Below are 17,502 nucleotides of genomic sequence, written 5' to 3' on the forward strand. Positions count from 1 at the left end.
CGGGAGGCACAAGACCGGGCGGGCAATTATTCAGTAAACCGGCAGGTCCAGCTCGGCAAACAGCTCTTCCAGCTCCGCCTTGGTGTGGCGCTGGAAAGCCTCGTGCACCAGCTCGCGCGTCAGGTGGGGGGCGAAATCCTCGATAAACTCATACATGTAGCCGCGCAGGAAGGTGCCCCGGCGGCAGCCGATGCGGGTGACGCTGCTGGCGAACAGGTGGCTGGCATCGAGGGCGACCAGGTCCGGGTCCATCTCCGGATCGTGGGCCATGGCGGCGACAATACCGATCCCCAGCCCCAGGCGCACATAGGTCTTGATGACATCGGCGTCGGCGGCGGTAAATACCACCCGCGGCGTCAGGCCCTGTTCCACAAAGGCCTCGTCCAGCTTGGAGCGACCGGTAAAACCGAACACGTAGGTGACAATGGGGTGGGCGGCAACGTCCTCGAGAGTGAGGGTTGATACCTGCGCCAGCGGATGATCCCGGGGCACCAGGATGCAACGGTTCCAGCGGTAACAGGGCATCATGATCAGGTCGGAGAACAGTTCCAGCGCCTCGGTGGCGATGGCGAAGTCCACGGTACCGTCTGCCGCCATCTCCGATATCTGCATGGGCGTTCCCTGGTGCATATGCAGGGAAACCTCCGGGTAGCGCTCGATGAAGGCGCTGATGGTCGCCGGCAAGGCGTAGCGCGCCTGGGTATGGGTCGTGGCGATGGACAGGCTGCCCTTGCGCTCGTTGGAGTATTCCTGGGCAACCTGCTTGATACTCTCGACCTTGCGCAGCACCTCCCCGGCGGCTTCCAGGATTGCCTCGCCAGCGGGGGTCACATGTGTGAGGTGTTTGCCACTGCGAGCGAAGACTTCAACGCCCAGCTCATCTTCCAGCAGGCGGATCTGCTTGCTGATGCCCGGTTGCGAGGTGTACAGGCTCTGGGCGGTGGCGGAGACATTGAGATCGTGATGGGCTACTTCCCAGATGTACCGTAGCTGTTGCAGCTTCATCCTCTCCTCCGCCGCCCCCGGGACAGTTTGCCAGGGTCTTATAAAGAATAGCCATTAACTGACTAGTTTGCCAAATTAAAAAGGAATAACCCGGGCCCGCGGGGGTACTCAGGAATTGGCCACGCCGTGGGGAACATGGCCGGTGGCAATGTGGGGGCTGGCGGATTCGCAATGGGTCTGCTGGTCGTCGAAAAACACGTCGGCCTGGTAGGCGCGCAGGAATTCGGTCTTGTTGAGGCCGCCGAGGAAAATCGACTCATCGATGCGGATATTCCAGGCCCGCAGGGTGCGGATCACCCGCTCGTGGGCGGGGGCCGAACGGGCAGTCACCAGGGCGGTGCGGATAGGTGCTTCGGTGGCGGGAAAGGCCTGCTGCAGGCGGTGCAGGGCCGCCAGGAAGGGCTGGAAGGGGCCGCCCGCCAGCGGCTGCCGGGCGGCAGCTTTCTCGCTGGCGGTGAAGGCCGCAAGCCCCTCGGTCTTGTAGACCCGCTCCGCCTCATCGGAGAACACCACCGCATCGCCGTCGAAGGCGAAGCGCAGCTGCTCGTTGCCGGTTTCCTGGCGGGCGCCGGACACCAGGGTGGCTGCGGCCACGCCGCATTCCAGCGCATTGCGCACGTCATCGGCCTCGCTGGACAGGAACAGCTGGCAGCCGAAGGCATGGATGTAACGCCAGGGGCTCTCGCCGCCGCAAAAGGCCGCGCGACTGATGTTCAGGTCATAGTGCTCGATAGAGTTGAACACCCGCAGCCCGGTATCGGCGCTGTTACGCGACAGCAGCACCACCTCCACCTGCTGTTCACCGCCGAGCAATTGATTGAGGCGCAACAGCTTGTGCACCAGGGGAAAGGCCTCGCCCGGCTCCAGTGGCTGGTCCTCGTGGGCCACCTGGTAATCCGAATAGGCCTGCAGCCCCTCACTCTCGAACACCTGGTGACTGTCGTCCAGGTTGAACAGGGCGCGGGAGGAAATGGCGATAACCAGCTTGTCGTCGAGCTTCTCGGGCATGGGCTGAGCATACCCAGTTGCGGCCAGCGATGGAAGCGCGTCAGAGCCGGTTCACCCTAACTGACCTTGAGCATGCCCCGCTCTTCCAGGTCCAGCATCAGCAGCTGTTTGATCAGGAAGTCGCGGGTAGTCTCCGGATGCTCCAGGTGCAGGCGCTCCAGGAACGGCCTGGCCGCCTCCTCGTCACCGTGGTGCAGCAGGGCCTTGAAGGCGGAGCTGATGAAGTGGGTCGGTTCCTCACTGAGTGCCTTGATCCGGCGCAGACTGGCAGCGAGAGCGAGTTCACTGTCGGTCAGCTCGGTACCGAAGGGATAGTCCGGTAACAGCCCCTCGGCAACGGCGGGCTTGAGGGCATGGGCAATTTTCTCGGGTGTATTCTGCCGGGCGCTGAAGGGGATGCTGTAATCCTGGGGCAGTTTGCCGTGGCGCTTGGCGTACTCCAGCAACTGGGGCTGGAAGCGGGAGTCGGCGATATTGATCATGCGCCGGATAACCTCGGCGTCGGATTGCCCGCGCAGGTCAGCCACCCCGTACTCGGTAACGATCACATCACGCAGGTGTTTGGGAATAGTGGTATAGCCGTAGTGCGGCACGATATTGGACTTCAGCTGCTTGCCCTCTCCCCGGGTGGCACGGATGCAGAGCACCGAGCGGGCGCCGGGCAGGTCGTGGGCCATGGCAACAAAGTTGTACTGCCCGCCGACACCGCTGATTACCGTGCCGTCTTCCAGCGCATCCGAGGCCACAGCCCCATTCAGCGCGGCGATCATACCGGTATTGATGAAGCGGGCGCTGCGGCGCTGGGCGCAATACAGGGGATAGTCCAGCAGCAGCTGGTTGGTGCGCTGCACGCCGGTCATGCAGATGCGCTCGTGCCCCTCCTCGTCCAGATCCTGCAGCTTGCGGTAAAAGTCCCGGGGGCCGAGGAAAAAACCGCCGTGCAGTACCCGGCCATGACGCAGGGTTTTGCCGGCCTGTGCCTGCAACAGGGCTCCGCGAGTGGCGCTGTCATCCAGGTCGTTGGCAAGCTCTTGCCCGGCCAGGCTCAATCCCGCATCGTCCAGGGCCAGCTCATCCGGCAGGACGCCCCAGTACACCAGCCGTTGCCGGGACGCCGAATCCAGTTGCCGCGGTATCAGCCCCGACTCGCGGCCGTATTCCCACAGCCTGGCGTCGACACTCTCGCTGATGCGTCCTTCATTCAGGCCCGATTGCAAGGCCAGCTCGTCGTACACCCGGCGCTTGACCACGCCCTGCTCGATCAGGTGCATCATGCCGTTGACGAACATCTCGGTAGAGACGTACAGGCCCTGCACGAATTCGCCCTGCTCCATCTCCGCGTGTAGGGTTTCATTGCTGATGCCCGCCACCAGCCGGCGATAGGCGGCGTTGTCCCGGTGACGCAAAATGCAGGAATGGGCCACCGCGTCACCGAGGGAACCGATACCGATCTGCAGGGTGCCGCCATCCTCGATCAGGGTGCTGGCGTGCAGGGCGGTGGCGTAGTCGCGCAGGGGGACGGCGGCATTGGGAACCGCGAACAGGGTCTTGTCGTATTCCCTGTTATCGACGATCCAGTCGAAGTTGCCCGGGTCGGTCTCGGCGTCATGCTCCATGAAGGGCAACCGGGAGTGCACCTGGGCGGCGAAATAAACCCGGCGGGAGAGACTCTTCTGGCGTTGCAGGATCTCCGGGCTGATGTCGGGGTTGCAGGAGAAACTGAGCCGGCGCTGCTCGCCCTCCCCCTCGCTGGCCACCAGTTGCAGCATGACGTTGACGCCCGAGTCGAGCATGTCCCGGGCGATATGGGTGTAGTTGCTGGAAATATAGTTCTGCTGGGCAACCGGGTGATTCTTCATCGACCCCGCCTTGAAGTACAGCTCGGTCAGCTGCACGTTTGCCGGCATCTCACCCCGCCTGAACGGCCCCAGGAACGCCAGTTCCTCGTAATCGCCAAACATGCGTTTCATGATGGGGCCGGCGAGGCCCTCCTCGATATGGCTGCCGGGCTTTGGTACCTCCAGGCAGAGCGCGGTGTAAATGTGCAAGGACAGCGAGGAATCCCCGGCGACCCGGTGGTACAGCGCATTAAGCAATTGTACCGGCTTGCCCAGCCCCAGGGGTGCCCCCACGCTGATATCCGGCCCCACAGCTTCGATAATGCGATCGACACAGGTTTCTACACTGGCAAGAACTTCGGTCACGTATTACTCCCACGGCTCCGCTGGCGCGGCGCATTCAGCAAAATCATTATCAAATCACAACGCGCCCCGGGAACCATTGACCCGGGACAAACTCCCGCCAATCAGTGCACGGTGCTGCGGTCGGCGAAATAGTCGCGGCTTATTTTGAACACCAGCGGCGCGAGCAGGATCAGGGCCACCAGGTTGGGTATGGCCATGAACGCGTTCAGGGTATCGGCAATCAGCCACACCATATCGAGCTGCACCACGGTACCCACCGGGATCGCCAGTACCCAGAGCACCCGGAAGGGCATCACGCCCCGTGCGCCCACCAGGAAGACCACACAGCGCTCGCCGTAAAAAGACCAGCCAATCATGGTGGTGAAGGCAAACAGGCACAAGCCGAGGGTGACAATATACTCGCCGCCGGGAAAGGCGTTGCCAAAGGCCATGGAGGTCAGGCTGGCACCACTCACGCCGGAGGGAATGACATCCATGATGACGATCACCAGGCCGGTCATCGTGCATACCACCAGGGTGTCGATAAAGGTTCCCAGCATGGCGATCATGCCCTGCTGCACCGGCTGGTTGGTTTTCGCCGCGGCGTGGGCAATGGGCGCGCTGCCAAGGCCGGCCTCGTTGGAGAAGATGCCGCGGGCGACGCCAAAACGCAGGGCCGCCCATACCGTTGCCCCGGCAAAGCCGCCGGCGGCCGCGGACCCGTTCATGGCGCTGTCGACGATAGTTACCAGGGCGGCCGGTACGGCGCTGACATTGAGCAGGATCACCAGCACACTGAGCAGGATATAGCTGAGTGCCATCATCGGCACCAGCAAGCTCGCCACGGTGGCGATGCGCCGGATGCCTCCCAGCACCACGGCGCCCACCAGCAACATCAGTACAATGCCTGTTGCCAGTGGCGGCACGGCGAAAGAATCACTGAGCGCCTGGGACACGGAGTTGGACTGCACCGTGTTGGCGATGCCGAAACCGGCGAAGGATCCGAACAGGGCGAAGGCATAGGCCAGCCAGTGCCAGCGTTTGTGCAGGCCGTTGCGGATGTAGTACATGGGGCCGCCGCTGTAGTTGCCCTGTTCGTCCTGCTCGCGATAGGTCACCGCGCACACCGCCTCGGCGTACTTGGTCGCCATGCCCACCAGGGCGGTTATCCACATCCAGAACAGGGCACCGGGACCGCCGAGGGCAACAGCGGTGGCTACCCCGGCGATATTGCCGGTACCTATGGTTGCCGACAGGGAGGTCATTAATGCGCTGAATGGCGAGATATCGCCCTTGCCTTTACCCTGGCGCCCCTGCAACAACAGGCGCAGGGCGAGTGGAATCTTGCGCACGGTCAGAAAGCGCAGGCCGAGGCTGAGGTACAGGCCGGTGCCCAGCAGCAGCGCCAGCATCACCGGCCCCCAGGCCCAGCTGTTGATCGTGGAAATGAATTCACTCATGCGCTCATCCCTGCTTTATTATGGTTGGTATGACTGCAGATACTAGCAGTTGAAGCCGCCACTTTGGGGAAACACGCCAAAAATTCCACCGGTGTGCATGAAAACGATGTCCTGGCAGCCGCTGAACCGGCCGGCGGCAATCTCGGCGACCAGGCCGGCAAAGGCCTTGCCGGTGTAGACCGGATCGAGCAGCACGCCTTCCAGCCGGCACAGTTCGGCAATAAGGTCAAAGACCTGCGGCGAGGCCTTGCCGTAACCCTCCCCCACATAGCCGTCCAACACCCGGGGCTGCGCCTGAACCGGGGGTACGTGCGGGTAGCGCCGGCGCCAGTCCTCGGCATCCGCCGCCACCTTGTCGAGAAAATAGCGTTCATTGTCGCAGACATTAATGCCCCACACGGTGACGGGCAGCTGGTGCAGGGCAGCGCCGAGGGTGAGGCCGGCCTGGGTGCCGCCGGAACCGGTGGCACAGACGACATGGGCGCGAGCGATGCCAGCGGCCTGCAGGTCGGCGCCCAGCTCCTCCGCCCCGGCGATATAGCCCCACACGCCGATACCGTCACTGCCACCGGTAGGAACGGCGAGCGCGCGTTTTCCCCGCTCAGCGTAGTATTGCTGCCACTGGCTGAACAGCTCGTCCAGCTGCCGTACGTACTCGCCCACCGGGTAGCAGCTGACCTGGGCGCCGGCCAGCTGATCCAGTAACAGGTTACCCTCCGCCGGCCCATCGGCATGGCCGCGCAGCAGTAAATGCACGTCCAGGCCGAGCTGGGCGCCGGCAAAGGCGGTGGCCCGACAGTGGTTGGACTGGATGCCGCCACAGGTTATGAGGGTGTCATAACCCTGATCCACGGCGTAGGCGGTAATGTACTCGAGCTTGCGGACTTTGTTGCCGCTCAGGGCGCAACCGGTCAGGTCGTCGCGCTTGATCCAGAGGCGGTGACCACCGCCCCAGCGGGCGCTGGCGCGGTGCAGTGGTTGGAGTGGTGTAGGCGTGCGCGCCAGGTCGATTTTGCGCGGGTATACGAGCGTTGCGCCTGGCACGACAACTTAACCGATAGACTTTAGGGTGCCCTTGGGCAGGACCGCATGCAAGTGCACGCGCTGGAACTTCATGTCCACATTGTTGGCGACGTTGAGGACCATGTAATTTTCATCCAGGGCCGTTACCTTGCCGAGAATACCGGAACTGGTCACTACTTCATCACCCTTGTTGAGAGCTGCCACCATCGCCGCGTGTTCCTTCTGGCGCTTGCGCTGGGGGCGGATGGCGATGACATAAAACAGCACGAACAGCAGCACCAGGAAACCGATCTGGAACAGTTCCCCGCCCTGGGGGGCCTGGCCACTGGCCTGGGCGTGTGCGCTGGCAATAAACAAACTCATAACTGATACCTTGTTGCGAATGCCCGCTGGGGGCGTGAAAAACGCGCTAAATGTACAGGGTTTCGCCCCCACGGGCAATTGCGTGTACCGTTCGAAAAAAAGCGAAATAACGGTAAGGCCCGCTTAAACGTTCAAATTATCAGTCCTGAACCTGTGTTGGTCGCATTAAAGTGTGCCAGGCAGGACTTTTGGGAGTAAAATCCGCGACACAATAAAACCAGAGCGGCCTCCTGCCGCCAGGGACTTGCCAACGAGGGTCCAGTGAAAAAAAGCGTCGCCGATTCAAACCGGGAAATCGCCTACCGGCTGTCCAATAACCTGCCGCGGTTGTTGCGCGAATTTTCGCGCGATTACGAGCGCCGTATCTTCAGTCAGCTCGCCGAGCGCGGCCACCCGGACATCAGGCCAGCCCACAGCCAGGTGTTCGCCAACCTGGGCATGGGCTCGGTGCGAGTCAGCGAACTGGCGGAGCGGGCCCAGATCACCCAGCAGGCCATGGGCAAAATGCTCAAGGAACTGGAACAGATGGGCTACATCACCCGCGGCATTGACGACAGCGACAAGCGCGCCCGGGAAATACGCCTGACCCGGCTGGGTGTCAAACTGGCCGCTGACAGCCTCGCCGCCGTGGACCAGGCTCGCGGCCACTACGAAAGCAGGATCGGCGCGAAGGAACTGCAGCAACTGGAAGAACAGCTGCGGGTGGCGATGGACAAACTGGCGCTGGAATACCTGCCGGAATCCTGGACCGATAATCGCTGAAATCAGAGCCGGTGCAGATTACGGTGTAAAGCTGTAACCGGCGCGCGGCGCCGCTGGTGTTCGCACGGGGCGCAATTACAGGTTCATAAAGTCAGGGGCGTTGAAAACCCAGCTCTTCACTTCTTCGCGGCGGCTGATGCGCCAGCCCGCCGGCGTGCGACGGTACTGATCCAGGTACCACAGGCCCATCAGGATGGTCTGGCGCTGGCCATCGGGCATGGCCATAACCATGGGGTTGAAACACATCACCCTGCCGGTCCCCCCGTCACCGTCCACCCGGACCTGGATATTGGCGTTGAGATGCTGGCTGGCGGGAAACAGTTCGTCGGTCAGGGAGGCCTTGAGAAAATCCAGGGTTTCATCCACATTGCCGACACTGCCACCCATGGCGCTGTAATCGATGTGAGCGTCCTCGGTGAATACCTCACTGCGCAAGGCATCAAGCTGTTTGCTGTCTACCAGTTCGGCGTAACGGTAGACCAGGTCCTGAATTTCCAGCCGGTCGGACAATTCCTGTTGCGAAAGCATGCTGACTCCTAAAAATCCAGGGGGGTGGCTATATGCCGCTCGTGCATCCTGTCCCGATGGGCTTCCAGCGGCGCGCCGAGACAGGCGAGCAACTGCGGGTCAGCGCTGGTGTAAATTGCGCGGAACCAGTCCGGCATGGGGCTGAGCTCCGGGGGCAGTGGCTTGATCATGCCGGCGAAGTTGGCCCAGTAAAAGTCCACCGCGCCGGGGGCGCTGCCAAGGAAGTAGTCGCCGCCGGCACTGACCAGGCATTGCTCGAGGTACTGGCTGATCTGGCGCAAGCGCGGGGCGGCCTGCCGCACCGCCGCCGGGGAGTAGCCGTACTTCGCCGCCAGCCGCCTGCCGGCTGCAGGCACCTTGTCCCGCTCCATCATCGGCTGCAGCATCAGCAGGCGCCGCAGCCAGCCAAAGCCATCGGCGCCGGCGATAAGCGCGCACAAGCCAATAGCCCGGGCCCTGGCTTCACAGGCGACTGGCAGCAGCGCCGGTTCGGCCTGCAGTCGCTCCAGCAGCATCAGTTGATCCAGCCAGTGGCAGGACGGTGGCAACTCCTCGCTGACCAGCACCGGCGCGGCGGTTTGCCCGGTCCAGGCCATGAGTTCGGGGTTCTCACCGCCACCCTCCTGGGCAACCGGCAGGTAGTCGAGCCCCTTGAACGCCAGCATGGCCTTGATCGACTCGCCCCAGGGCCCGGGTACGCCCGTGCTGAGGACGACCCGCAGGCCAGGGCATTCCCGGGCTTCGGTGACCGACATATACTCCATCGACTTCTCCCTCTGCTCGGCTGGCGCCCACTTGGCGTGGCCTTGCCGCCAGTGATTTTGGCTGCAGTCCAACATAGTCGCTTCCCCGCCCAATGTGCAAGTCAGCAGCCTGCTCGCCGGATGGCTTGAGCCTGCCGCTTGCCGACCGCACCTAGAAACAGGGCAAGATTATAACTCTATCCATCTGTTTTAATTGCTATTTTTATTCAAGCCTCAGGACCGACAGATTCACAGCAGCGGACTGGGCCGGGCCGCGACATAAACCCCTTGCCGGCCCCGGCCGTCAGTCCTTGTCCAGCCCGAGTTCCTTCACCAGGGCGATGACATCGTCGTGGTGAGTCTTGGTTTTGACCTTGTCCATAATGTGCTTGAGCCTGCCATCCTTGCCGATGATGAAGGTGGTACGCAGCACGCCCATGAACTCCCGGCCCATGAACTTCTTCAGGCCCCAGGCCCCATACTTTTCGGTGATGGCGTGGTCTTCATCTGACAACAGGGTGAAGTTGAGTCCCTGCTTGTCGATAAAACGCCCCAGGCGTGCCACCGGGTCGGGGCTGACGCCCAGCACCACGGTATCCAGTTTTGCCAGTTCTTTCTTGCTGTCGCGAATGCCGCAGGCCTGTACGGTACAACCGGGCGTCATCGCCTTGGGGTAAAAGTACAGCACCACGTTCTTGTCGCCACGGAACTGCTTGAGGCTGACCTTGTTGCCATCCTGGTCCAGCAGGGTGAAGGCCGGTGCCATATTGCCGATCTTGGGAAATGCCATGGGTTACTCCTCGTTCTCTGGTTTGCGGCGGCGGTATTCGATTGCGGACACGCGCACCGGGAAGTGGCCCTCGCGCACATCATCAAAATATTCCCGCAGGGTTTCCCTGACCACCGGGAATGCGATCTCGTCCCAGGGAATATCCTGCTCGCGGTACAGCGCGGTTTCCAGGCTCTCAGGGCCGACGCCATAGGCGCCATCGTCCAGTTCGCAGCGGTAAAACATGTACACCTGGCTGATGTAGGGCACATCAAATACCCGGTACAGCTCCAGCTTGCTCACCCTCGCCCGCGCCTCTTCCCAGGTTTCCCGGGCCGCGCCCTGCGGGGTGGTTTCCCCGTTCTCCATAAAGCCGGCGGGCAGCGTCCAGTAACCGTGGCGCGGCTCGATAGCGCGCTTGCACAGCAGCACCCGGCCCTCGTATACGGGCACACAGCCGACAACCACGCGCGGATTGACGTAGTGGATGGTCTCGCAGCGGGTACAGACAAATCGCTCGCGATCATCGCCAGCGGGAATTTTGAGCGCAACGGTGTTGCCGCAGCTGGTACAGAACTTCATGTATTGGTTTATCGCCCTCGGCGCCGACCCGGTATCAGGAAAGCGCCAGTATAGAGCCTATACGCAGCAACGGCGAGGGCTTCAGTGCAGCTGGCGATAAGCGCCGGAAAAGAACAGCAGGGGATCGCCGCCGGGCTTGCTGCTGACGTCCAGCACCCTGCCGACGATAATCAGGTGATCACCACCTTCATGGGCTGCATGCAGCTCGCACTCGAAGCTGACCAGCGCGCCGCGGATAATGGGCGCGCCGTGGCGACCCTGGCGAAAATGCGCCGGGTCCAGAATATGATCACCCTTGCGCGCGTACTGGTTGGACAGGTCCATTTGCTGGTCGTTGAGCACATTGATCGCGAAGCGGCGGGGGCTGGCGTAGGCCTGGTAAACGTCGGAGCCGTTCTGCAGGCTCCACAACACCAGCGGCGGGTCCAGCGACACGGAGGAAAAAGAATTGGCGGTCATGCCCAGGGCATTACCGTTGTTATCCACCGTGGTGACAACACAGACTCCAGTTGCGAAGCGACCCAGGGCATTGCGCAGTTCACGTCCATCAATATTCATTTGTACTCCTTACAGGATGATTCAGGTAAACCGGGTATTTGAACCCGGACAAGCCCCGGGCAGCATCCCCTGTTTCGGTTATTGTTGTTACCGGGACTGCCAGCGCCCGGCGCGCTCGGTATCGGACTGGCGGGCATCTACCCAGCGACTGCCATCGGGGCCGGTCTCCTTCTTCCAGAACGGCGCCCTGGTCTTGAGGTAGTCCATGACAAACTCACAGGCGGCAAAAGCGGCTTCCCGGTGGCTGGCACTGACCCCGACCCAGACAATCTGCTCCCCCGGCCGCAATGGCCCCACCCGGTGCACGATACCCGCGGCCAGCAGTGGCCAGCGCGCCTGAGCCTCTTCCACGATACTGCCAATGCTGCGCTCGGTCATCCCCGGGTAGTGTTCCAGGGTGAGGCCTTCCACCCGCCCGCCGTCATTGCTGTTGCGCACATAGCCGGTAAAGGTTGCCACGGCCCCATGGGTGGCATCCCCGGACAGCAATTCGCGCTGCAACGCGCCGACATCGAAATCCGCCTCCTGCACCCGCACCTTCAGTTGCATTTCAGCCTCCCGTCACCGGGGGGAAGAAGGCTATTTCATCGCCGTCTGCCAGCGCCGGGTTGCCGCTTGCCACTTCCTGATTGAGGGCGCGAATCACGTTGTCCTGACCCAGCACCCGTTGCCAGCGCTCACCGTGCTCGGCCACCAGCTTGTGCTGCAGCCCGTCCAGGCTGGCGCAGGATGCATCCAGCTCCAACTCCAGCCGGCTACAGGCCAGTTCCTCGCGGAAACGACCGAAAAACAGTACCGTGAGCATCAGGCCTGGTCTCCGCGACGCCACAGGCCAGACTTGCCGCCCTGCTTTTCGAGCAGTCCGACCCCGGTGATTTCCATCCCCCGGTCCACCGCCTTGCACATATCGTAGATGGTCAATGCCGCCACCGTGGCGGCCGTCAGCGCTTCCATCTCCACCCCGGTTTTGCCCTCGACCCTGCAGCAGGCCTCGATGAGGATCTGACTGGCTGCCGCATCGAGTTCAAAGCTGAGATCAACCGAGCTGAGCATCAGCGGATGGCACAGTGGAATCAGATCCGGACACTTTTTCGCCGCCTGGATCCCGGCCACTCGCGCCACCGCCAGCACATCGCCTTTCTTGTGGCTACCCTCCTGCACCAGCTTCAGGGTCGCCGGCAGCATCGATACCCGCGCGCCAGCAATGGCCGTACGCCGGGTGACGGCCTTGGCGCCCACATCGACCATATGGGCGGAACCGCTTTCATCCAGGTGCGTCAGTTTGCTCATTGCTTTCCCCATTACAAGCACTGCCGGCAGAGTCTAGCCGTTGGTGGCGGGGAAAGACAGTCCTGAGCTGATGTGTCAGGCTTTTTGGCCGAAGGCCACGCTGCCCGACGCCCGGCGCGGCCTTACATTGTTACCAGCAGGGAGGATCGGGCATGAGCAAACTCAAATTGGGACTGCAACTGGGCTACTGGGGCGCGCTGTGCCCCGGTGAGAACCACACCCGGCTGGCCCAGGAGGCGGAAAGCCTGGGCTTCGACTCGGTGTGGACCGCGGAATCCTGGGGCAATGACTGTTTTACCCCGCTGGCCTGGATCGGCGCACAGACGTCCACGATCCGCCTGGGCACCTCGGTGGCGCAGCTGTCTGCCCGCACCCCCACCGCCTGTGCGATGGCCACCCTGGCGCTGGACGCCCTCTCTGGCGGCAGGATGATTCTCGGCCTCGGGGTATCAGGCCCGCAGGTGGTTGAAGGCTGGTACGGCCAGCCCTACAGCAAGCCGGTGACCCGCACCAGGGAGTACGTGGACATCATCCGTCAAGTGCTGGCCCGGGAGGCGCCGGTGACCAGTGACGCCGAGTTTTATCCCCTGCCCTACCGCGGCCCGGGGGCCTGGGGCATGGGCAAGCCGCTGAAATCCATTACTCACCCGGTCCGCGCCGATGTGCCCATATTTATCGGCGCCGAGGGGCCGCGCAATGTTAGCCAGACGGCGCAGATCGCCGACGGCTGGCTGCCACTGTACTACTCGCCCTATCGCCAGCAGGTCTATGCCGACCAGTTGCTGGACGCCCGCGAAGGCTTTGAAATCTCTCCCACGGTGATGGTCTCTATCAACGACGACCTGGAACAGGCCCTGTACCCCGTCAAAGCCATGCTCGGCTTCTATATCGGCGGCATGGGCGCGGCCAAACGCAACTTCCACAAAGAGTTGATGGCGAGAATGGGTTTTCCGGACGAGGCGGAAGACATCCAGCGCCTGTTTCTGGCGGGCAAGCGCGATGAAGGCGTGGCCGCGGTGCCCGACCAGTTTGCCGATGAAATCTCCCTCTGCGGCCCGAAAGCGCGCATCCGGGAAAAACTCCAGGACTGGCAGAACTCGCCAGTGACCAGCCTGCTGATCAACGGCGACCCGCAACTGCTGCGGGACATGGCGGAGCTGGTACTGTAGCCCCGGGCTATTCTCGGCTAGCGCTTCAGCAGCGCCTGGATGGGCTGGAATTTTTCATTTACCGGGTAATCGCCCGCGGTCCACCCCAGGCGCACGACAATGGCGTCCAGGTCCGGGAAGATCATCACCGACTGCCCGCGATTACCTGACATGGCATAGGCGTCTGCCTGCAGCTCCGGCCAGCGCAGGCGCGCGCCGCCGCCATTCAACCAGAACTGGTAGCCATAGCGCCTGTCGTTAGCACTCGGATTGGGCATGGCGGCATCCGCCACCCAGCCCGGCGGCAGCCACTGACTGCCACCGGCCCGGCCGTTGTTGAGCATGGGCAGGGCCATTCTGGCCCAGTCGCGGGCAGGCGCATAAACGAATGAACTGCCGAGGTATACCCCGCTGGCATCCAGCTCAAAAACGGTATTGCGCAGGCCCAGCGGCGCGGCGATCTCGCGGGCGAAGAAGTCCACCAGGGCCTGCGGGCTGGCGCCGAGCCGGTCGGAGACCAGCCGGGTGAGCAGGTTGCTGGTGCCCGATGAGTAGTACCAGTGGCTGCCGGGAAGATGCACCAGTGGGCTGGCCAGCGCCACCTCGGCGGCACTGGGGGCAGCGAACAGCATGCGGGTTGAATCATTGCCCGGGACGTAGGGCTCACTGAACTCCAGCCCCGACGACATTTGCAGCAGGTTTGCCACGGTGATATCCCGACGGGCATCTGCGCGCCAGGCGGGAAACAGAATGGAATCGCTGCGCTGTATTTTGCCCAGCGCTTCCAGCCGGCCAACCAGCAGCGCGGTCAGGCTCTTGCCCATGGACCAGCCGAGCAGCGGGGTATCGGGGGTGATTCCAGCGCCGTACGCTTCAGCGATCACCCGGCCGCCCTGCACCACCAGCAGTGCCCGGGTGTCCAGGCCCTGCTGGCTGTCCTCGATCAGGGTACTGACCAGCAGTGACTGCATGGCCTCATCGGGCTCGCCCACTTCTTCTCCAACCGGCCATTGCCCGGATGGCCGGTTAACAGCAGGCATCTCGAGGGTGGCGAGATTGACCATGCCGCGGTGTACCAGGGTGCAACCCAGGCCGGGATAATAACGCGCTTTGGCGACAACGGAACCGCAGCTGGCCACCACCGTGTCAGGGGGCTCGTGCTGCACGTCTATCAGCAGCGTGGCCGGTGAATAAGTACTGATATCGGCGCGATTGCGCTCATCGGTGAAGCCGGAGATATAGTAGCCGGAACAGCTGAGCTTGGCGGTCATGCCGGTGCCCACGGCTGCCATCTCCGGTAGCCCGCGCAGGGGGATTCCCGCCAGGTGCAGCAGCAACAGGGCCAATCCAAGCAGGGCTACAGGGGTCAGCAACAGCAGTCTTTTCACGCGGGGGCCAGTCGGTAGAGGGGTCGACATTTTCGCAGAATGGCCAGCACTCTCATAGCCCGCCAGGGCAGCGGTCGCGGTGCCCTCTGCTATGCTTTGCGGCAGGGATGATTTATTCGAGTGACAGGGAATGATCGACGATTTCAATAACAACATCTGCCTGAAGGTCGGCGTAACCGCGCACCGGGACCTCAATTACACCGATACGGGCAACGTGCAGCAGCAGGTGCGGGAGTTCCTGCAGCGTCTGCGCTCACAGTTTCCCTCCCTGCCGATTGTGCTGGTGAACCCCCTGGCAGAGGGCGGCGATATGCTGGTGGCAAAGGTCGCGCTGGATATGGGCATACGACTCGAAGCCCCCCTGCCCATGCCCGCAGAGCTCTACGAGCAGGACTTCGAGCCCGCGGTGCTGGCGGAATTTCGCAGCACCCTGGCCCGCTGCGACAGCTATGAATTGCCCCTGGCGCCGGGCAACACCCTGGATAATATTCGCGACCATGGCGAAGCTCGCAACCGGCAATACGCCCAGCTGGGCATGTATATCGCCAGCCATACCCACATGCTGCTGGCCCTTTGGGACGGGCGCGAGTCCGCTGAACCCGGTGGCACCGCCAGCGTGGTGCATTACCAGCTACAGGACGTCATGCCGGGCCTGCCTTCGCTGGAACAGGCCCGCAACCTGCTCGCGGAGAAAGAAAATGACCTTGTCTACCACATCCACTGCCCCCGCGATGACAGTGAACAGCAGCGCGTAGGCCGCTGGCTGAGCAGCAACTCGGCGTATCCCGGACTGGATATGCCGCGCCGCTATCGCGCTGCATTTGAGCACATGGTGGTATTCAAGCGCGACGCCAACCGCCACGCCGCGCTGATCCAATCATCCGGGGACAGCCTGCTGACCCATGAGGCAATGCGCGAGCAACCCGACCTTAGCGCAATAGACAGCGTGTATCGCGTGGCCGACCGACTCGCCATTCTGTACCGGCAACTGGTGGTCCGGGAACTGGTGCTCACCCACGCGCTGGCCGCTTTAATGGGTTTCAGCTTCCTGACCTACTCCGAGTACCAGGAGCTTGCCTTTCTGCTGCCCGCGTTTCTGGCCTGCTTCTTCACCGCCTGGTGCGTTAACAAACTGGCCAACTGGCTGAGCTGGCACCGCAAGTACCTGGATTACCGGGCCCTGGCAGAGGGCCTGCGAGTGCAGTTCTACTGGTGCCTGGCGGACGTGGAAGACTTTCACGGCACCGCATTCACCTATGACAACCTGATGCAGAAGCAGGATGTGGAGCTGGTGTGGATACGCCACATGATGCGTAGCGTCAGCACCGCTGGCAGAGCCAATACCTGCAAGCTGGAACAGGGTCTGGCGCTGGCCATTGAGCACTGGGTGGGAGGAGCCTGGGCCAACGCGGGGCAACTGGCCTATTACCACGATGCCGGCCAGGCCCGGGCGAACAAACTGAAGCGCGATGCCCTGTTCGGCCAGCTCACCCTCTGGGCGGGCATCAGCACCGCCCTGTACCTGTTGTTCATGGCCGCTGAACTGGGCGAGCACAGCACCAACGTGCTGTTTATCATGATGGGATTGCTGCCGCTGCTGGCGGGTATTCGCGAGGCCTATGCCTACAAAAAAGCCGACAAGGAACTGACCAAGCAATACCTGTTCATGTTCCGCACCTTTTCCGTGGCCAGCGAGAAGCTGGAACAAAGCCAGGACAGGGAGACCCGCTGCGCGATACTCAAGGCGCTGGGGGAGACCTGCCTGGAAGAACACGCCGAGTGGATTCTGCTACACCGGGAGCGGCCACTGGAAACATCCGGCCTGGCGGCGTAAGCGGCAGGCCGGTGGAGACTATCCTCAGCCGCCCGTGACCGGCATGCTGCGGGCCCGGTCCAGGCCCTCGCGCAGCTGGCTGGCCCAGCGCTTGAGAATACGGTCGGCGTTGGCCTTGTTGGTCACGCTGTTGGTCCACATCATGACGCGATCGTCCGGATCTTCCCGGCGGTCGATAACCCGCGCCAGGATCTCCTCGGTGGTCGCATCCAGCAGCTCGAGGTACAGGGTCATCTCGCCGGACGAGGTTGTATAGCTGCGCTCGATACCCGGATAGTTGGTGTCCGGCGCACTGACATCGAGGTTAATGATACTGGGCCGCAAGATCAGCACCTCCTCACCCTGGGTGAATTCCTCTACCAGGGTGTAGGCCGGGTCTTTCAGCAGGGCATCGCGAAACTTTTCCTCGCAGTCTTCTCCCAGCTTGCTCTTTATTCGGTCCATATCTTTCTGGGTGACCCGGTTAGTCAGCATCATGCGACTGGTATTCTGGTCTCGCAGCCAGTTCTTGCGGAACGCCACCTGGCAATCTGTCACGCCGTACTTCTCATACACCGACAGATCGACCCCGGGCTTCAGGTAAACTGCGGCAAAGGTGGTGTCGTGGACCAGATGCAGCCCGTCATGAGTCACTTCCGGCTCCTCCTGCCCGGTGCTGGCACAGCCGGACAGGACAGCCGCAAACAGGGCTGCAACAGCCAAGTAGCCGATATCTCTTTTCATGGTTTCTCCTGGTTTTGGCTCTTCATCATTAACGGGGGACACCGATGTTCATTAAACTGAATTTGCGAAGTTCGTTTAATGGAGAGTACACCGATGTCCCACGCAGGATTAATATTAGGCCTTCCGGAGTTGGAG

The 17,502-nt window shown here is 62.4% G+C and carries 19 protein-coding genes; 3 read left to right on the top strand and 16 right to left on the bottom strand.

Going from position 1 to position 17,502, the window contains the following annotated elements; genetic code table 11:
• Nucleotides 1-30: 30 nt before the first annotated feature.
• From cysB to yajC, 6 genes are all read right to left on the bottom strand, one after another.
• Nucleotides 31-1,005: an HTH-type transcriptional regulator CysB gene (gene cysB, locus DWB85_RS17780; protein WP_117957221.1), complete on the bottom strand. Its 975-nt coding sequence runs from the start codon at nucleotides 1,003-1,005 to the stop codon at nucleotides 31-33.
• A 108-nt stretch (nucleotides 1,006-1,113) separates the two neighbouring features.
• On the bottom strand, nucleotides 1,114-2,013 hold the full coding sequence (locus DWB85_RS17785; protein ID WP_117957223.1) for a 5'-nucleotidase: 900 nt from the start codon (nucleotides 2,011-2,013) through the stop codon (nucleotides 1,114-1,116).
• Nucleotides 2,014-2,069: 56 nt separating this feature from the next.
• Nucleotides 2,070-4,217 carry an acetyl-CoA hydrolase/transferase C-terminal domain-containing protein gene (locus DWB85_RS17790; protein ID WP_117957225.1) on the bottom strand — a complete coding sequence of 716 codons (2,148 nt, stop codon included), beginning with the start codon at nucleotides 4,215-4,217 and terminating at the stop codon, nucleotides 2,070-2,072.
• Nucleotides 4,218-4,318: 101 nt separating this feature from the next.
• Entirely contained in the window at nucleotides 4,319-5,656 is a 1,338-nt protein-coding gene (locus DWB85_RS17795; RefSeq protein WP_117957228.1) for an alanine/glycine:cation symporter family protein, read from the bottom strand.
• A 42-nt stretch (nucleotides 5,657-5,698) separates the two neighbouring features.
• On the bottom strand, nucleotides 5,699-6,700 hold the full coding sequence (locus DWB85_RS17800) for a 1-aminocyclopropane-1-carboxylate deaminase/D-cysteine desulfhydrase (protein WP_239017381.1): 1,002 nt from the start codon (nucleotides 6,698-6,700) through the stop codon (nucleotides 5,699-5,701).
• Nucleotides 6,701-6,706: 6 nt separating this feature from the next.
• Nucleotides 6,707-7,042, bottom strand: a complete 336-nt coding sequence (gene yajC, locus DWB85_RS17805; RefSeq protein ID WP_117957230.1) for a preprotein translocase subunit YajC — start codon at nucleotides 7,040-7,042, stop codon at nucleotides 6,707-6,709.
• 261 nt (nucleotides 7,043-7,303) lie between these two features.
• Between yajC and DWB85_RS17810 the strand changes: the two genes are divergently transcribed.
• Nucleotides 7,304-7,804: a MarR family winged helix-turn-helix transcriptional regulator gene (locus DWB85_RS17810; protein WP_117957232.1), complete on the top strand. Its 501-nt coding sequence runs from the start codon at nucleotides 7,304-7,306 to the stop codon at nucleotides 7,802-7,804.
• Between the two features lie 75 nt (nucleotides 7,805-7,879).
• On the opposite strand, the gene DWB85_RS17815 is transcribed toward DWB85_RS17810, so the two are convergent.
• The 8 genes from DWB85_RS17815 to moaC form a co-directional block, all read right to left on the bottom strand.
• Nucleotides 7,880-8,332, bottom strand: coding sequence for a nuclear transport factor 2 family protein (locus DWB85_RS17815; protein ID WP_117957234.1), 453 nt, complete (start codon nucleotides 8,330-8,332; stop codon nucleotides 7,880-7,882).
• A gap of 8 nt (nucleotides 8,333-8,340) precedes the next feature.
• Complete coding sequence (locus DWB85_RS17820; RefSeq protein ID WP_117957236.1) at nucleotides 8,341-9,096, bottom strand: glutathione S-transferase family protein; 756 nt, start codon at nucleotides 9,094-9,096, stop codon at nucleotides 8,341-8,343.
• Nucleotides 9,097-9,379: 283 nt separating this feature from the next.
• The gene (gene bcp, locus DWB85_RS17825; protein WP_117957239.1) at nucleotides 9,380-9,865 is read right to left on the bottom strand and encodes a thioredoxin-dependent thiol peroxidase; all 486 of its coding nucleotides are present in this window, start codon (nucleotides 9,863-9,865) and stop codon (nucleotides 9,380-9,382) included.
• A 3-nt stretch (nucleotides 9,866-9,868) separates the two neighbouring features.
• Nucleotides 9,869-10,426 carry an NUDIX hydrolase gene (locus DWB85_RS17830; RefSeq protein WP_117957241.1) on the bottom strand — a complete coding sequence of 186 codons (558 nt, stop codon included), beginning with the start codon at nucleotides 10,424-10,426 and terminating at the stop codon, nucleotides 9,869-9,871.
• 81 nt (nucleotides 10,427-10,507) lie between these two features.
• Nucleotides 10,508-10,984 carry a flavin reductase family protein gene (locus tag DWB85_RS17835; RefSeq protein WP_117957242.1) on the bottom strand — a complete coding sequence of 159 codons (477 nt, stop codon included), beginning with the start codon at nucleotides 10,982-10,984 and terminating at the stop codon, nucleotides 10,508-10,510.
• Between the two features lie 87 nt (nucleotides 10,985-11,071).
• Nucleotides 11,072-11,533 carry a molybdopterin synthase catalytic subunit MoaE gene (moaE, locus tag DWB85_RS17840; protein WP_205422796.1) on the bottom strand — a complete coding sequence of 154 codons (462 nt, stop codon included), beginning with the start codon at nucleotides 11,531-11,533 and terminating at the stop codon, nucleotides 11,072-11,074.
• Nucleotide 11,534: 1 nt separating this feature from the next.
• On the bottom strand, nucleotides 11,535-11,789 hold the full coding sequence (locus DWB85_RS17845; protein WP_117957244.1) for a MoaD/ThiS family protein: 255 nt from the start codon (nucleotides 11,787-11,789) through the stop codon (nucleotides 11,535-11,537).
• Complete coding sequence (moaC, locus tag DWB85_RS17850) at nucleotides 11,789-12,274, bottom strand: cyclic pyranopterin monophosphate synthase MoaC (protein ID WP_117957246.1); 486 nt, start codon at nucleotides 12,272-12,274, stop codon at nucleotides 11,789-11,791. Before moaC ends, DWB85_RS17845 begins: the two co-directional genes overlap by 1 nt.
• 152 nt (nucleotides 12,275-12,426) lie before the next feature.
• Here moaC and DWB85_RS17855 point away from each other — a divergent pair, with 152 nt between their 5' ends.
• Nucleotides 12,427-13,443: an LLM class F420-dependent oxidoreductase gene (locus DWB85_RS17855; RefSeq protein WP_117957248.1), complete on the top strand. Its 1,017-nt coding sequence runs from the start codon at nucleotides 12,427-12,429 to the stop codon at nucleotides 13,441-13,443.
• A gap of 17 nt (nucleotides 13,444-13,460) precedes the next feature.
• On the opposite strand, the gene DWB85_RS17860 is transcribed toward DWB85_RS17855, so the two are convergent.
• Nucleotides 13,461-14,810: a serine hydrolase domain-containing protein gene (locus DWB85_RS17860; protein WP_162846190.1), complete on the bottom strand. Its 1,350-nt coding sequence runs from the start codon at nucleotides 14,808-14,810 to the stop codon at nucleotides 13,461-13,463.
• Between the two features lie 130 nt (nucleotides 14,811-14,940).
• Here DWB85_RS17860 and DWB85_RS17865 point away from each other — a divergent pair, with 130 nt between their 5' ends.
• A complete protein-coding gene (locus DWB85_RS17865) occupies nucleotides 14,941-16,644 on the top strand; it encodes a hypothetical protein (RefSeq protein WP_117957250.1) in 1,704 nt (567 codons plus the stop codon).
• A 24-nt stretch (nucleotides 16,645-16,668) separates the two neighbouring features.
• Here the strand turns inward: DWB85_RS17865 and DWB85_RS17870 are convergent, their stop codons facing one another.
• The gene (locus tag DWB85_RS17870) at nucleotides 16,669-17,367 is read right to left on the bottom strand and encodes a DUF3313 family protein (RefSeq protein WP_117957252.1); all 699 of its coding nucleotides are present in this window, start codon (nucleotides 17,365-17,367) and stop codon (nucleotides 16,669-16,671) included.
• Nucleotides 17,368-17,502: the final 135 nt, after the last annotated feature.

The organism is Seongchinamella sediminis (assembly GCF_003457605.1).
Lineage (GTDB): Bacteria > Pseudomonadota > Gammaproteobacteria > Pseudomonadales > Halieaceae > Halioglobus > Halioglobus sediminis.

Bases quoted from the DNA above. Each gene is read 5' to 3' on its own strand.
- cysB (WP_117957221.1), bottom strand. From the start codon at position 1,005: ATGAAGCTGCAACAGCTACGGTACATCTGGGAAGTAGCCCATCACGAT.
- DWB85_RS17785 (WP_117957223.1), bottom strand. From the start codon at position 2,013: ATGCCCGAGAAGCTCGACGACAAGCTGGTTATCGCCATTTCCTCCCGC.
- DWB85_RS17795 (WP_117957228.1), bottom strand. From the start codon at position 5,656: ATGAGTGAATTCATTTCCACGATCAACAGCTGGGCCTGGGGGCCGGTG.
- yajC (WP_117957230.1), bottom strand. From the start codon at position 7,042: ATGAGTTTGTTTATTGCCAGCGCACACGCCCAGGCCAGTGGCCAGGCC.
- DWB85_RS17815 (WP_117957234.1), bottom strand. From the start codon at position 8,332: ATGCTTTCGCAACAGGAATTGTCCGACCGGCTGGAAATTCAGGACCTG.
- DWB85_RS17820 (WP_117957236.1), bottom strand. From the start codon at position 9,096: ATGGAGTATATGTCGGTCACCGAAGCCCGGGAATGCCCTGGCCTGCGG.
- bcp (WP_117957239.1), bottom strand. From the start codon at position 9,865: ATGGCATTTCCCAAGATCGGCAATATGGCACCGGCCTTCACCCTGCTG.
- DWB85_RS17830 (WP_117957241.1), bottom strand. From the start codon at position 10,426: ATGAAGTTCTGTACCAGCTGCGGCAACACCGTTGCGCTCAAAATTCCC.
- DWB85_RS17835 (WP_117957242.1), bottom strand. From the start codon at position 10,984: ATGAATATTGATGGACGTGAACTGCGCAATGCCCTGGGTCGCTTCGCA.
- moaE (WP_205422796.1), bottom strand. From the start codon at position 11,533: ATGCAACTGAAGGTGCGGGTGCAGGAGGCGGATTTCGATGTCGGCGCG.
- DWB85_RS17845 (WP_117957244.1), bottom strand. From the start codon at position 11,789: ATGCTCACGGTACTGTTTTTCGGTCGTTTCCGCGAGGAACTGGCCTGT.
- moaC (WP_117957246.1), bottom strand. From the start codon at position 12,274: ATGAGCAAACTGACGCACCTGGATGAAAGCGGTTCCGCCCATATGGTC.
- DWB85_RS17855 (WP_117957248.1), top strand. From the start codon at position 12,427: ATGAGCAAACTCAAATTGGGACTGCAACTGGGCTACTGGGGCGCGCTG.
- DWB85_RS17865 (WP_117957250.1), top strand. From the start codon at position 14,941: ATGATCGACGATTTCAATAACAACATCTGCCTGAAGGTCGGCGTAACC.
- DWB85_RS17870 (WP_117957252.1), bottom strand. From the start codon at position 17,367: ATGAAAAGAGATATCGGCTACTTGGCTGTTGCAGCCCTGTTTGCGGCT.